Origin of the sequence: Streptomyces longispororuber, assembly GCF_024448165.1 — a bacterium.
Taxonomy (GTDB): Bacteria; Actinomycetota; Actinomycetes; order Streptomycetales; family Streptomycetaceae; genus Streptomyces; species Streptomyces longispororuber_A.
On record NZ_JAMOLN010000121.1, the window covers coordinates 1 to 13,637 of the forward strand.

Here is a 13,637-nt window from a genome sequence, read left to right on the forward strand (position 1 = left end):
GTTGACGTCGACGTCGGAGGGCTGCTCGATCGCGAAGGCGACGGCCCGTGCGATCGCGGCCGGCGGGATCGCGATGTCCCGCAGTGCCACGAGCGCGGCAGGGACCTCTTCCTGCGGTGACGGGACGGCGAAGTCCGTCGCCGTCACCCCGGGCAGGACCGTGGTCACCCGCACCTGGGGGCCGGCCTCCTGGCGCAGTCCCTCACAGATGGCCCGCACCGCGAACTTCGTCCCCGCGTAGACGGCCATCGACGGCACCACGCGGTACGCCGCCGTGGACGCGGTCGTCACGAAGTGCCCGTACCCCTGCGCCCGGAAGACCGGGAGCGCCGCGCCGATCCCGTGCAGCACGCCCTTGATGTTGACGTCGACCATCTCGTCCCACCGGTCGGTGTGCAGCGCGTCGAGGGGCGAGACGGTGGCCACGCCCGCGTTCCCGACCAGCACGTCGAGCCGGCCGAACCGGTCGACCGCGAGCCCGACGAGGGCCTTCATGTCGTCGGGCCGCGTCACGTCCGTGCGCAGCGGCACGGCCTCGCCACCCGCCTTCTCGATCCGCGCGGCCAGCGCTTCGAGCCGGTCCGTGCGCCGCGCCCCCAGCACGAGGCGCGCACCGCGCTCGGCGAGCGAGAGTGCGATCGCCTCGCCGATCCCGCTGCTCGCACCGGTGATCGCCACGACCTTGCCGTTGATGCCGGACATGCCCATCGTCCTCAGTCCCTGCTGGTTCGCTGTTCTCACGGATCGAGTGTGCGACCGGCTTAATCTGGTATCCAGAGCCGACTTATTCTGGAATCAAAGGTGGTAGTCACCATGCCGGACGCGCAGGAGAGACGTCAGGAGCTCGGGGCCTTCCTGCGCAGCCGACGGGAGCGGATCACGCCGCGCGAGGCGGGGCTCCCGCCGACGGGGCGCCGCCGCACGTCGGCCTGCGGCGGGAGGAGCTGGCGCTGCTCGCGGGGATGAGCGCGACCTGGTACACGTACCTCGAACAGGGCCGCGACATCCGCCCGTCGGACCAGGTGCTCCAGGCGCTCGCGACCGCCCTGCGGCTCGGGCCGCACGAGTGCGACCACCTCTTCCGGCTCGCCGGACGCGCTCCGGCGGGCGAGGCCGCGGCGGCCGAGGCGCTCGCTCCGGAGGTGGCCGCCGTCCCGCACCTGCTGCAGCCGCACCCCGCGTACCTCATCGACGGCACGTACGACGTGCTGAGCCACAACCCGGCCACCGAGGACGTCTTCCCCGGCCTCGTCACCGACGGGGGACGGCCGCCCAACTTCGTCCGGTGGACCTTCCTGACGCCCGAGGCGCGCGAGGTCCTGGTGGACTGGGAGCCGGAGGCCCGCGGGCTGCTCGCACGGGTGCGGACCCTGGCCGGCGGGCATCCGGGGGACCCTTGCTACGGGCGGCTCGTCGAGGAGCTGAAGGACGGCTGCGCCGAGGTGCGGGCGTGGTGGCCGCGGTTCGAGGTGGAGGCGCGCCGAGGCGGGCACAAGCGGCTGCGGGTGCGCGGGCGGGGCGTGGTCACGTACGCGTACACGGCGTTCCACACGGCAGGACGGCCCGAGCAGACCTTGGTGATCTACGCCGAGCAGGACGGTTCGTAGCGGCCCCGCCGGCAGGAGTGTGTATACGGCATGCATATACTTTCCGTATGCATCTATCCTCGGTGTCCGTGGCACCCGCCGACGTCTCCGAGGCCCGCCGCATCGAAAGCGCCGCCCGCGGACTGCTGCGAGGGATCGGGCACCTGACCCAAGCCCTTTTCAGGGCAGGGGAGTTCGGACTCACCCGCAGCCAGGTCGCACTGCTCGACGCACTGGAGGCGGGACCGAGCCGGGTCACCGCGCTCGCCGCCCGCACCGGGATGGCGCAGCCCCGGGTCACCGTCCTCCTGCAGAAACTGGCGGAGGCCGGACTCGTCGAGCGGCAGCGCTGCGCCGACGACCGGCGCGCCGTCCACACGTCCCTCACCCCCGCCGGGCGCGAACTGCTCGAACGCGGACGGCAGTTGATGGCCACGTCCCTGCTCGACGCGCTCGACGGCGGCATCGAGGACTCGGAGCGCGCGGTCTCCACCGCGCGGGATGCGATCGCCACCCTTGTGAACGCCATCGAATCGGAGGCCAGTTGACCACCCCGGGCACACTGCCGGACACATCAGCCACGAGCGGCACCGCACCCGGCACGGACCTCGCGCCGCACCGGGTCGCCGGACCGCGCAGATGGTGGGACCGGGTGCTCGCGGCCGACCCCGGACTCGGTCAACTCCAGGCCGGATGGCGCTCGTTGGTCGCCATGGTGACCTCGCTCGCCGTGGGCTACTGGATGGCGGGCGCACTGGACCTCCCACCCATGATCGGCATGATGGTCGCCGGGATGATGGGCCTGATGAGCGCGTTCGCCGTCGCCGAGAACACCTGGGACCGGCTCGCCCGCGCCATCCTGTGGATGCCGTTCCCGTACACCGCCGTGCTGTGGCTGTGCGCGTCGCTGAACGGGCGGCGGGTGCCCCAGATGGTCCTGATGATCGCGGCGCTCGCCCTCACCTTCCTCCTCGCCAGGTTCGGGCCGATGGCCCTGATCACCGGCATGATGCTGTTCAACGGCCTGATGGTCGGCATGCTCGCGGGCATCCCGGCCGCGCTCGTCGGCAAGGCGTTCGCCGTCGCCCTCGTCTCCGCCGCCGCGGTCCTCGCCACCCGGCTGCTGCTCTGCCACCCCATGCCGCGCGAGGACCTGCTGCGCACCCAGCGCGCCTTCGTCGTCGAGGCGCGACGGGTGGCCGACGCCGCCGTCGACGCGCTCGACCCGGACACGGACCGCGACCGCGCCGTGCGCCGCATGAGCCGCTCCCTGCGCCGCCTCAACACCACCACGGTGACCATCGACGGGCGCCTCGCCCAGCCCGAGGTCGCCGCCGACCCGGCCGCCGCCGAACTCCTCCACCGGCACCTCTTCGACGCCGAACTCGCCCTGCGCGGCATCGGCCAGGCCGTCCAGGACCTCACCCGCCGCCCCGTCCCCGAAGAACTCCGCGAGGCACTCGCCGTCGGCCTGGTGCTCGCCCGCGACACCCCGCTCGGCCGCGCCGACGGCCTGCACCCCGCCGCCCGGCACGTCCAGGAACGCGCCGGGGCGATCCTGCGCGACCCGGCCGCACCCGCCGACGACGTCGAGGCGGCCGTCCTCGCCCGCCGCGTCGGACACCTCCTGGACTCCCTGGCCGACGCCCTGTACAGCTGGCTGACCCTCGGCCGGCGCGCCGCCGCCGACCCGGCCGGCGTTCCCTTCCTGCCGACCGTCGCCCTTGAGAACAACCGGCTGCCCGGCTCGGCCGGCCCCACCCGCCGGGTGCTCGCCGCCGACACGGAGACCGGCTGGCGCCGCGTCATCCCCTTCGTCCGCGTCCCCGCGCACGCCGCGGTGGCCGCCGCGATCGTCTGCCCCGTCGCCGACGCCATCGACCCGCACCGCTTCTACTGGGGCCTGGTCGGCGTCATGATCACGCTGTTCGGCACCAACACCACCCACGAACGGTTGCGCAAGTTCGGCCACCGCATGGTCGGCACCGCCGTCGGCGCGGTCCTCGGCCTCGTCGTCCTGCACCTGACCGGCCGCGACCACGTGTACGCGACCCTCACCGTCATCGTCCTCGGACTCTCCTTCGGCGCCTGGGGCATGCAGCGCGCCTACGCCTGCTGGGTGACCGGCCTCGTCGTCGCCCTCGTCCAGCTGTACGCCCTGACCACGCCCGACAGCGCCATGGACCACCTCCTCGGCGAGCGGCTCCTGGACAACGGCATCGGCATACTCGTCGCCACCGCCTGCGCCGCGCTGATCTTCCCGCTGTCCCGCCGCACCGTCGTCAAGGAGGCCGAGCGCGGCTACGTCGTCGCGCTCGCCCAGGTCGTCCAGCAGGTCGAGGAGCGCTGGGCCGGGCCGGAGACCCCGGTGCGGCTGCGCGGCGCGGCCCGCGCCGTGGACGCCGCACTCCTCCAAGTGCGCAGCGTCGCCCGCCCGTTGGTACGGATGCCCGTCGGCGTCCGGGGCCCGGCAGCCGAGCACCGGGTGGCCCTCCTGGCGACGGCCACCGGACACGCCCGCGCGCTCGCCGCGGCCGCCGACATCGACGTCGACCTCGCCCCGCGCCTCGCCGACCGCGCCCGCCTCGTCACCCAGACGCTCGTCGCGTCCCTCAAGGAACTCGACCGGTTCTTCGCCACCGGGGAACCGGAGGGCGCCTGGCGACGGACCGGCCCGCTGATCCGTGAGCTGGAGGCGGAACTGGCCCCCGCCCCCGAGGGGGAGCGCGCCCGCCGGCTGCGGACCGCGCTGCGCGAACTCGACGCCCTCGACGAGGCCCTCGCCGCCTACGCCGAGCAGTCCGGCCTCCCGGTCGCCGCGCCCGGCCGCACCGCACCGCCCCCGGCCTCGCCGATGCAGCGCAGGACCCGCGCCCTGATCGCGGCCTGGGACGAACCGCACCACCGGCCGCCCCGCCCGGCGTTCCCGGGAACGGCGCGCGTGACCGGCTCGGTGGAGTGCGCCGCACACCCCACGGGCTGCCCCGCCTGGGTCACCCTGATCAGCGCCCGGGGCAAGCGCCTCGCCAAGTCACCTGTCACACACGGCAGCTACCTGCTGGAGGGGCTGCCCGCAGGCACCCACACCCTGGTGGTCTCCGCCTCCCGGCACGCGCCGCGCGCCGAACTCGTCGCCGTCGAGCGGCCGTCGGGCACGGTGCGGCACGACGTCCTGCTGAGGGACGAGGCGCGCTAGCCGAAGTACGCCGTCGGCGGCGTGCCCAGGGCGCGGTGGAACATCGCCGTGAACGCGCTCGGGGTGGCGTAGCCGACGGCGCCCGCCACCGCGGTGACCGGGGTGCCGCGAGCGAGCAGCGTCACCGCGTGCAGCAGCCTGGCCTGCTGCACCCAGTGGGCCAGGCTCAGACCGGTCGCGGCGGCGAACCGGCGCTGCAGACTGCGGGTGCTGAGGTGGGCGTGCGCGGCCGCACGCCCGGTCGTCCAGCGCTCCTGCGGGTCCCGCCGGATCGCCGCGCACAGGTCCGCGAGGTCGGCGTCGGCCGGGACCGGCAGGTGCAGCGCGGGAACCGGTCGCGGGACGAGCTCGTGCAGCAGCAGGTCCATCAGGACGCCGTCGCGGCCGTCGAGGTCGTAGTGGACGGGCAGCCGCGTCGCCTCGTCGATGAGTTCGCGCAGCAGTGGTGACACGGACACCACCGTCGGCACCCCGGGCAGCCGCGCCGACGCGTCACGGGCGATGTAGAGCGTGCGCATGGCGACGGCTCCGGCGCAGGTCATGGCGTGCGTGAGCCCCGGCGGGAGCCAGACGCCGCGGGTGGCTGGGGCCACCCAGACACCGTGGTCCGTGGCGACCGTGATGGCGCCGGTGGTGCCGTAGATCAGCTGGGCCCGCCGATGGCGGTGGGGCGGGATGTGGTGACCGTCGGGCAGATCGCGGGCCATCGCGGCCAGCGGCCTCGGCACGTCCTGGTAGTCGTCCCGGTCCTCGCTCTTGCCGTACATGGCGCACTCTCGACAGATGTTGGCTCGACCGCGAAAGTATGCCACCGGGCGGCGACCTACCGTCGCCTCATGTGAACGCGACCCACCTCGCCCCGCGGGGGCCCCGAACCACCCGCACCCCCACCCTGCTCCTCGCCGTCACCTGCGCGGTGACCGCCGCCAACGTGTATCTGTGCCAGCCGCTGCTCGGCCCGGTCGCCGCGTCCCTCGGCACCCGGCCGGACGTCCTCGGCGCCGTGCCCACCGCCACCCAGCTGGGATACGCGGCGGGCATTCTGCTGATCGTCCCGGCCGGCGACAGTCACGACCGGCGGCGGCTGATCCTCGGCCTGGGCACGGCCTGCGCGGTGGCGCTCGTGGCCTGCGCCGTAGCGCCGACCGCCGGGTGGCTGACCGTGGCGAGCCTCGCCGTCGGCGTCTGCTCGCCGGTGCCCCAGCTCGTCACGCCGCTCGCCGTGGCCCTCTCCGCGGGGGACGGCGGCCGGACCGTCGGCGTCGTCCAGGGCGGCCTGCTCGTCGGCGTCCTTGCCTCCCGCGCCTACGCCGGGAGCCTCGCCGACCTCGCCGGGTGGCGCTGCGTCTACGCCGGATCCGCCCTGCTCACCCTGGTGCTCGTGGCGGTACTGGCCCGCACGCTGCCCTTGGCCCCCTCGGCCGCCCGCGGCTCGTACGGTACGGCGCTCGCCTCGCTGCCCCGGCTGGCCCGGCATCCACTGGTGGCCAGGACCGTGCTCTCCGGGGCTCTCGTCGGAATCGCGTTCGGCGCCTTCTGGACCGCTCTGACGTTCCTGCTGACGGATACGTACGGGATGGGGGCGACGGCGGTCGGACTCTTCGGGCTGGTCGCCGCGGTCAGCGCGCTCGCCTCGCCGTACGCGGGGCGGGCCGTGCGGCGCATGGGCCGGCGCGGCGCGACCGCCGCCCTCGCGGCCCTGGTCGTCCTGGGCTGGCTGGTGATGCTGCCCGGCGGCAGCTCGCTGACCGCGCTCGTCGTCGGGGTCGTCGTCCTCGACGTCGGCGTGTGGGGCGGTCAAGTCGTGTGCCAGACCGTCCTGTTCACGCTCGACCCCGCCGTGCACAGCCGGCTGAACACGCTCTACTTCACCTTGCGGTTCGCCGGGATCGCGCTCGGGTCGGCGATCGGCGCGGCGGCCTGGGGTGCGGGCGGCTGGACCGCCATCGCGGTCACGGGAGCGGGTGCCGCGGCGGCCGGACTCGTCGTCGGCGTGCTGCCGGGGCGTGCGGCCGGGGGAGCGCCGGGCAGCCGGGCCTCGGGTCCCACGCCGAACGACGGACTGTAGCCGCGCACGGAGCCGTCGCGGGTGGCCAGTTCGATGGCATAGCCCCCGCCCTCCGGGAGGGGCGGCAGCACGGTCGCCGTCTCGCCCGACGGGGCGTCGCCGAGCTTGGCGGCGAGCTGGACCACACGGGCCCTCCCGCCCCGCACGAGCCACATGTCGACCTCCTGGCCGGTGGAGTTCTGCCAGGTCACGAACACCGTGCCACCGGCCTGGTGGACGGATCCCGCGGCCGGGGCGGTCACGGACAGGCCGGGATCCGGCCCGGCGGCGGGCGCGAACGCGAGCAGCGGGGCGGCGGCCAGGGCGAGCAGGGGGGACAGGAATCCGGTGCGGCGCATGCGACGACCTCGTTCCGGAGGGGACGGGCGGACAGGAGAAGCCCTCCCACCCCGGCAAGATCAAGAAAGGGATTCCGGGGCAGGCCCACCCCATGGGGTACGACCCTGTCCCCGAAGCGGCGGGCTCGACAGGACAGGCCGGGCGCGGGCGCGCATGCTCGCGCCCGCGCGTCCGCGCGCCCGGGATCCGCCGGGCGCTCAGCCGAGCCCGGGGACCACGAACGCCAGCCACACCAGGGCGGGTGCCACGACCACCACCCCCGCCCCGTAGACCATCAACTGGCGGAAGAAGCGCTCCCGGTCCGCGTCCTGCGCGTGCTCCGCGTTCGCCAGGACCAGCGCGCCGTTCGTGGAGAACGGGCTCACGTCGACCACCGTCGCGGAGACCGCCAGCGCCGCCACCATGCCCACCGCGCCGACCTCGCCCGCCGCGAGGAACGGCACGGCGAGCGGGATGAGCGCGCCCATGATGCCGACGGACGAGGCGAACGCCGAGACGATCGCGCCGATGTAGCACAGGAGCAGCGCGGCCAGCAGCGGGACGCCGATGTCGCTCACGGCCTCGCCCGCCCACTTGATGGTGCCCATCTCGTCGAGGACGCCGACGTAGGTGAGGACGCCGCAGATCAGGAACACCGTGGACCAGGAGATCTCCGCGACGGCCGTCCTGCTGGTGGCGGGCCAGACGATGCTCAGCACCACCGCGATCGTGATCGCCGTCAGGCCCACGTCGAGGTCGAACAGGAGGGCACCGGCGACCAGGGCGACCAGGCCGGTGAGCGTCGCGGCGATCGGCACGTCGAGGCGCGGGGCGGGGCCGGGAGCCGGGACGCCGGAGCCCGCTGCCGCCGGTTCCGCCGGTCCCTCCGCTTCCTCGGGCGCATCGGCGGAGCCGCCGCCGACGGTCGCCGCCACGGGCTGTGCGGCCCGGGCCGGAACGCGGCCGCGGCGCATCAGGACCGCGTAGACGATGCCCGCGATGACGGTGTTCACGACGAGGCTCGCCAGGAAGAGCATGCCCTCGTTGCCCGGCAGGTGTTCGCGGTCGACGATGCTGTTCACCGTGGAGCCGTACACGCTCGTCGGCGAGAAGCCGCCGGCCTGGGCGCCGTGCACCACCATGATGCCCATCAGGAGCGGACTGATCCCGTACTGGGCGGCGAACCCGAGCGCGAGCGGTGCCACGATGGCGACCGCGCCGGGGCTGACCGCGCCGATCGCGGTGAGCGCGGCCGTGACGGCGAACATCACCCACGGGATGAGTCCGACCCGGCCGCCCACCAGCCGGACCGAGGCGTGCACCAGCCACTCGGTCGTGCCGTTGGCGCGGGCGATGGCGAACAGGTACGTGACCCCGGCGAGGACCACGAACAGGTCCCCGGGGAATCCGGCGAACACGGCGTCGGCGTCGAGATCGGCGGCGAGCCCGCCGACGGCGAAGGCCGCGGCGAACGCCAGGGCGCCCATGTTGACGGAGCGGGTGGTGGCGATCACGAAGATCACCGCGAGAACGAGGATCGACAACAGCTCTGCGGACACGGGCGACTCCAGGAGGGAACGGGTCAATTGGCCGAGTGGCTCAGCCAATTGGGAGTGGCCCGGCCAATTTCCCCGGGTCCGGTCACCCTGTCAATGACTTGCACACGGGCATCTCGCGCCACGGGCGCAGCATGGGAGGATCGCCCGATGATGATCGAGTACGTGCGTTTCCAGTCGCTTGCGCCCGATGAACACGGCCGTTTCAAGGGGGTGTTCGGACTCGTCAACAACCTGGGCCGGGCCGGTGCGCTCACCGCGGAGCAGGAGGAGTTCCGGCGGGTGAACAACGCCTGGTACGACGCCGCGTACACCGATCCGTCCACGGTCGACGCCACCGTGTACGACCCGGCGGTCAACCCCGGCGCCGCCGCCTGGTTCAAGCCCACCGCCACGCATCTCTTCGAGCGGCTCGACGGTTACCTGGAGATCCTCGAGGCGCACGGCGTCGCCGTGCGCCAGGTCAGGTCCGTGGACCCGGGCCGCGTGGTCTACGAGGACGACGTGCAGATCGTCGTCGTGCCCCACGTCGGCTGACCGGCCCGCCGGTCAGACCCGCGCCGAGTCGCGCAGCAGCGCCAGGGTGGTGTCCAGCGCGGCCTCCAGGTGGGAGATCCGGCCGGTCGACATGAGGATGACCACGCCGCCCTGCACGGCGGCGATCAGCGCCGCCGCGGTGCGGTCCGCGTCCAGTGCCGGGTCGATCTCGCCGCGCCGCTGCATGGTCTCGACGCCGGTCCGCAGGGCCGCCTGCCAGCGGTCGAGCAGCCGGGCGGTGAGCTCCTGGGCAGCGGGCGTGGCACGGCCCAGTTCGGTGATCAGGACGCCCAGCGGGCAGTGGACGCCCTGCTGTTCGTAGCGCCGCACCACGACGTCCCGCCACTTCTGCCAGTCCGCCCATCCGTCGAGCCGGCCCAGGTGCGGCTGCTGGTCCGCCAGGACCTGGTCGGCCTCGGCGGCGGCGACGGCCAGGATCAGCTCCTCCTTGCCGCCGGGGAAGTAGTGGAAGATCTGGCTCTTGCTCGTCGACGTACGGGCCCGGACGTCGTCCAGCGTGGTCCCGGCCGCGCCCCGCTCCCGGATCTCGGCGGCGGCCCCGTCGATGATGCGGCGCCGCGTCTGCGCCCCCTTGGCGGTGAGCCTGGGCCCGGCCGGTCCGGCTGGTGACATGTGAGGTCCTCTCCGTGGACGCCTGGCGCTGCGTAAACCGATCATTCTTCGCACACTGGTCGGTAGAGAAGGTGCCACACGGAAAATTCTCCGGCCGGGGGGCCGGGACGTGTGAGTGGGCGCAGGCTGGATACGTGACGGGCGCGGCAGTGAGTCGAGGTGACACCGAATGACCGAACGGAGTGACGAGGCGGCCATGGGTGACGAGGTCTACCAGCCCGGCGACCCGGACGCACATGAGGACGAGGGCATCCTCGACGTCGAGGACACCCTCAACGACCGGGGCGTCGACCCCTACGACGAGGGGTGGTCGCCGCCGGAGCGCCCGCTGGGCGTCGAGCACACGGGCGTCACGGCGGCGGAGCGGATGGCGGGGGAGACCCTCGACGAGCGGCTGTCGGAGGAACGCCCCGACTCCGTCCTCGAGGAACTGGAGGCCCTGGAGTCCGACGACGGCGACGGGGACGACGGCATCGGCGACTGGCGCGACGGCGACGGCGAACCCCTCGACGACGAGGTGGGGGCCCGGCGGGCGGGCCGGCTGCTGGCCCCGGACGAGGGCGCCCACGAGGACGCCGAGAAGGACATGCTCGCCGAGGACGTCGGCCTCGACGGGGGCGCGGCGTCGGCCGAGGAGGCCGCCGTGCACGTGGTGGACGAGGAGGACCCCGGCTTCACGGGGTGACGGGCGGCGTCAGTGCCCCATCGCGGTGGCCGTCAGCATCAGAGCGACCGCGACGAAGGCCGTGACCAGAGCGATCACCGGCGGGCCGAGCGCGACGTCGTCCGTCGCCATCCGGCGCGCCGTGACGCCTATGCAGACCACACTGAGCCCGCCCAGAGCCATCGCGACGTAGATGAGCACGACACGTCCTCCGTATTCCGACTCCGGCGCGTCCGGGAGTTCCGGGCCCATCGTCGCGTGGCGGGCGGCCGGGCGCACCCGGGGACGGATCAGACCGCGGTCAGCCCGCCGTCGACGGTGAGCGTGGCGCCGTGGATGTGGGTCGCGTCGTCACCGGCGAGGAAGGCCACGGCGGCGGCGACCTCCTCGGCCCGGCCCGCCCGGCCCGCGGGCGTCCGGTCCAGGACGGGCTGGATGTGATCCATCAGCAGCACCGTCTTGTCCGTCACCGTCGGCCCCGGCGCCACGGTGTTGACGCGGACGCCCCGCGGACCGTACTCGGCCGCCCAGGACGCCGTGAGCGAGTGCACGGTCGCCTTCGTCGCGCTGTACAGGGCGGAGTGTGCGGCGCCGCGCAGACCGTTGACCGAGCCCAGGTTCACGATGGCGCCGCCGCCCCGCGCCGCCATCCCCGGCGCGACGAGGCCGGTCAGCAGGAAGGCCGCCTTCACGTTCACCGCCAGCGCGCCGTCGATGAGCTCCTCCGCGACGTCGGCGGTGGGGCTCGGCGTGATCAGCATCGCCGCGTTGTTGACCAGGATGTCCACCGGGCCCGCCGCCTCGGCGAGCGCCCGGACGCCGGCGCCGTCCGCGAGGTCGGCGCGGACGAACCGGGCCCGGCCGCCCGCCGCCGCGATGGCGTCGACGACGTCCCGGCCGCGCTCCGCGCTGCGCCCGCTGACGATCACCATCGCCCCGCGTGCGGCGAGGGTCCGGGCGATGGCGGCGCCGATGCCGTCCGTCGACCCGGTGACCAGGGCCGTGCGGCCCGCGAGAGGGGTTCCCGTACGCGTGTCCGTGTGCGCGTCGATGTCGGTGTCCGTACGCGTGTGCATGTGCGTGCCCGTGCTGTCCATGTGCTGCTCCGTCGTTCGTGGGAGACCGTGGAGGCAAAGGTCGCACCGACAAAATGGACCGGCAAGTCCAGAAAGTGCGACGCCCCGCCACGACCGAAGAGGTTGTCCATGCTGATCGATCTGAAGGGCCGCACGGCACTCGTCACCGGATCCACCCAGGGCATCGGGGCGGCGATCGTCACCGGCCTCGCCCGGGCGGGAGCACGGGTCGGCGTGAACGGACGCTCCGCGGAGCGGGTGGAACGGAGCATCGCGCGCCTGACCGCCGAGACGCCCGGCGCCGACCTCGTCCCGGTCGTCGCGGACGTCGCCACCGAGGACGGTGCGCGGCAGGCCGGCGAGGCCCTCCCCGAGGTCGACCTCCTCGTCAACAACCTCGGCGTCTTCGGCTCCGCCGAACCCCTGGAGATCAGCGACGCCGAGTGGCGGCGCTACTTCGAGGTCAACGTCCTCGCCGGGGTCCGGCTGACCCGCAGGTACCTGCCCGGCATGATGGAACGCGGCTGGGGACGCGTGCAGTTCATCGCCAGCGACTCGGCGATCGTCGTACCGGCCGAGATGATCCACTACGGCATGTCGAAGACGGCCCTGCTGTCCGTCAGCCGCGGATTCGCCAAGCGCGCCGCGGGCACCGGCGTCACCGTGAACTCGGTCCTGGCGGGCCCCACGCACACCGGCGGCGTCGAGGACTTCGTGTACGAACTCGTCGACCGGGACCTGCCGTGGGACGAGGCACAGCGCGCCTTCATGCGCGAGTACCGCCCGCAGTCCCTGCTGCAACGCCTCATCGAACCCGAGGAGATCGCCAACATGGTGGTCTACCTCGGGTCGGACCAGGCGTCGGCGACGACCGGGGGCGCACTGCGCGTCGATGGCGGATACGTGGATTCGATCCTGCCGTGAGCGGTGCCACGGGCGGACCGGGGGTACAACGGACGGCATGGACAATCGCACCTGGCTGACGCTCGCAGCCCTGGCCGCGCTCGCCATGCTGGTGGTGACCGGGGTGCTCCTGGTGCGCGTGGTCAAGGCGCGCAGACTGCTGCTCGACGCGGGCATCCCGCTGCGCAGCAAGGCCCTGTTCTGGGTCGCCGTGCTCTACACGATCTCGCCGGTCGACCTGCTGCCCGACCCCGTCTACCTGGACGACATCGGGCTGCTCCTGGTCGCCCTGAAGGTGCTGCACGCGGCGGCGCGGCGCGAAGGGATCGAGCCCGACAAGCCCTAGCCCGGGCCGCTAGCCCCGGCTGAAGGGGAGCTTCGCGGTGAGCCAGGTGACGAGGGCTCCGGGGTTGCGGCTCTGGGTCCACAGGCGGCCCGGGCCGGTGAACTCGAAGACGAGGCCCTCGCCGGACTTCAGCGTCTGCATCAGCCCGCGCGTCACCTTGCGCGTCGTGTACGTGACGTCGTCGCCGAACGCGACCAGGTGGCCCGAGTCCAGGACGAACCGCTCGTCCGGCTTCAACTCGACCTCGTCCAGGGCCCCGTAGCACGCGGCGACCACCTGGCCCCGGCCCTCGGCGCGGACCAGGAAGCCGCCCTCGCCGCCGGCCAGGTTCTTGAACCCGCCCCACTTCGTCTCCAGCTCGACGCCGTCCGACGAGCAGAGCCACGCGCCGCGCGCCAGGTTCACGGCGCCGTCGACCGGGACGGCCGTCACGTCGCCGGGCAGCTGCGCGGCGAGGTCCACCCAGCCGCCGTCGGCGTCCGCCGTGAACCGGGTGACGAACAGCGACTCGCCCCCCATCACGCTGCGCTTGAGCCCCTTCATCAGCCCGCCCTCGGCCTTCGCCTCCACGGCGATGCCGCCGGACGTCGCCATCATGGCCCCGGACTCGGCCCGGACGGTCTCCCCGGCGGTCAGGTGCACCCGGGCCACCGCGAACGAGGGATTGTGTCGTACGTCGATCTCCATGCCTCCGAGGCTACGAAGCGCCGGCCGTGCGCCGCCTCGGCCGAAAGTCGCGAGCCCGTCGACCATC

General features: G+C 73.6%; 14 protein-coding genes and 2 pseudogenes. 8 read left to right on the forward strand and 8 right to left on the reverse strand.

What is annotated here, in order from left to right:
- Positions 1–702, reverse strand: a 702-nt coding sequence (locus M4J07_RS29190) for an SDR family oxidoreductase (protein ID WP_255976501.1), incomplete at its 3' end; no start/stop codon positions are given.
- A gap of 111 nt (positions 703–813) precedes the next feature.
- Between M4J07_RS29190 and M4J07_RS29195 the strand changes: the two are divergent.
- The 3 genes and pseudogenes from M4J07_RS29195 to M4J07_RS29205 all read left to right on the forward strand — a co-directional run bounded on the left by M4J07_RS29195 (position 814) and on the right by M4J07_RS29205 (position 4,782).
- Positions 814–1,607 (forward strand): annotated as a pseudogene (locus M4J07_RS29195) (helix-turn-helix transcriptional regulator).
- Between the two features lie 47 nt (positions 1,608–1,654).
- Positions 1,655–2,134, forward strand: coding sequence for a MarR family winged helix-turn-helix transcriptional regulator (locus M4J07_RS29200; RefSeq protein ID WP_255976451.1), 480 nt, complete (start codon positions 1,655–1,657; stop codon positions 2,132–2,134).
- On the forward strand, positions 2,131–4,782 hold the full coding sequence (locus M4J07_RS29205) for an FUSC family protein (protein WP_255976453.1): 2,652 nt from the start codon (positions 2,131–2,133) through the stop codon (positions 4,780–4,782). Before M4J07_RS29200 ends, M4J07_RS29205 begins: the two co-directional genes overlap by 4 nt.
- On the opposite strand, the gene M4J07_RS29210 is transcribed toward M4J07_RS29205, so the two are convergent.
- Positions 4,779–5,549, reverse strand: a complete 771-nt coding sequence (locus tag M4J07_RS29210) for an AraC family transcriptional regulator (protein ID WP_255976455.1) — start codon at positions 5,547–5,549, stop codon at positions 4,779–4,781. The genes M4J07_RS29205 and M4J07_RS29210 overlap by 4 nt on opposite strands.
- Positions 5,550–5,620: 71 nt before the next feature.
- On the opposite strand from M4J07_RS29210, the gene M4J07_RS29215 reads away from it, so the two are divergent.
- On the forward strand, positions 5,621–6,850 hold the full coding sequence (locus M4J07_RS29215) for an MFS transporter (protein WP_255976457.1): 1,230 nt from the start codon (positions 5,621–5,623) through the stop codon (positions 6,848–6,850).
- A gap of 38 nt (positions 6,851–6,888) precedes the next feature.
- Here the strand turns inward: M4J07_RS29215 and M4J07_RS29220 are convergent.
- Both M4J07_RS29220 and M4J07_RS29225 read right to left on the reverse strand, forming a co-directional pair.
- Positions 6,889–7,188 (reverse strand): annotated as a pseudogene (locus M4J07_RS29220) (hypothetical protein); the annotation flags it as partial.
- A 198-nt stretch (positions 7,189–7,386) separates the two neighbouring features.
- Positions 7,387–8,727: an SLC13 family permease gene (locus M4J07_RS29225; protein ID WP_255976459.1), complete on the reverse strand. Its 1,341-nt coding sequence runs from the start codon at positions 8,725–8,727 to the stop codon at positions 7,387–7,389.
- A 147-nt stretch (positions 8,728–8,874) separates the two neighbouring features.
- Between M4J07_RS29225 and M4J07_RS29230 the strand changes: the two genes are divergently transcribed.
- The gene (locus M4J07_RS29230) at positions 8,875–9,261 is read left to right on the forward strand and encodes a hypothetical protein (protein WP_374215101.1); all 387 of its coding nucleotides are present in this window, start codon (positions 8,875–8,877) and stop codon (positions 9,259–9,261) included.
- Between the two features lie 12 nt (positions 9,262–9,273).
- Here the strand turns inward: M4J07_RS29230 and M4J07_RS29235 are convergent, their stop codons facing one another.
- Positions 9,274–9,894, reverse strand: coding sequence for a TetR/AcrR family transcriptional regulator (locus tag M4J07_RS29235; protein WP_255976461.1), 621 nt, complete (start codon positions 9,892–9,894; stop codon positions 9,274–9,276).
- A gap of 169 nt (positions 9,895–10,063) precedes the next feature.
- Between M4J07_RS29235 and M4J07_RS29240 the strand changes: the two genes are divergently transcribed.
- On the forward strand, positions 10,064–10,579 hold the full coding sequence (locus M4J07_RS29240; RefSeq protein ID WP_255976462.1) for a DUF5709 domain-containing protein: 516 nt from the start codon (positions 10,064–10,066) through the stop codon (positions 10,577–10,579).
- Between the two features lie 9 nt (positions 10,580–10,588).
- Here the strand turns inward: M4J07_RS29240 and M4J07_RS29245 are convergent, their stop codons facing one another.
- The gene (locus M4J07_RS29245; protein WP_255976464.1) at positions 10,589–10,759 is read right to left on the reverse strand and encodes a hypothetical protein; all 171 of its coding nucleotides are present in this window, start codon (positions 10,757–10,759) and stop codon (positions 10,589–10,591) included.
- Between the two features lie 89 nt (positions 10,760–10,848).
- Positions 10,849–11,634 (reverse strand): SDR family NAD(P)-dependent oxidoreductase, encoded by a 786-nt coding sequence (locus M4J07_RS29250; protein ID WP_255976505.1) that lies wholly within the window; start codon positions 11,632–11,634, stop codon positions 10,849–10,851.
- 129 nt (positions 11,635–11,763) lie between these two features.
- Between M4J07_RS29250 and M4J07_RS29255 the strand changes: the two genes are divergently transcribed.
- Together M4J07_RS29255 and M4J07_RS29260 are read left to right on the forward strand one after the other, a co-directional pair.
- Positions 11,764–12,558: an SDR family NAD(P)-dependent oxidoreductase gene (locus M4J07_RS29255; RefSeq protein ID WP_255976466.1), complete on the forward strand. Its 795-nt coding sequence runs from the start codon at positions 11,764–11,766 to the stop codon at positions 12,556–12,558.
- Between the two features lie 37 nt (positions 12,559–12,595).
- On the forward strand, positions 12,596–12,883 hold the full coding sequence (locus M4J07_RS29260; RefSeq protein WP_255976468.1) for a YkvA family protein: 288 nt from the start codon (positions 12,596–12,598) through the stop codon (positions 12,881–12,883).
- Positions 12,884–12,892: 9 nt separating this feature from the next.
- Here M4J07_RS29260 and M4J07_RS29265 read toward each other — a convergent pair whose 3' ends face one another.
- Positions 12,893–13,570 (reverse strand): TIGR00266 family protein, encoded by a 678-nt coding sequence (locus M4J07_RS29265; RefSeq protein ID WP_255976470.1) that lies wholly within the window; start codon positions 13,568–13,570, stop codon positions 12,893–12,895.
- Positions 13,571–13,637 lie beyond the last annotated feature (67 nt).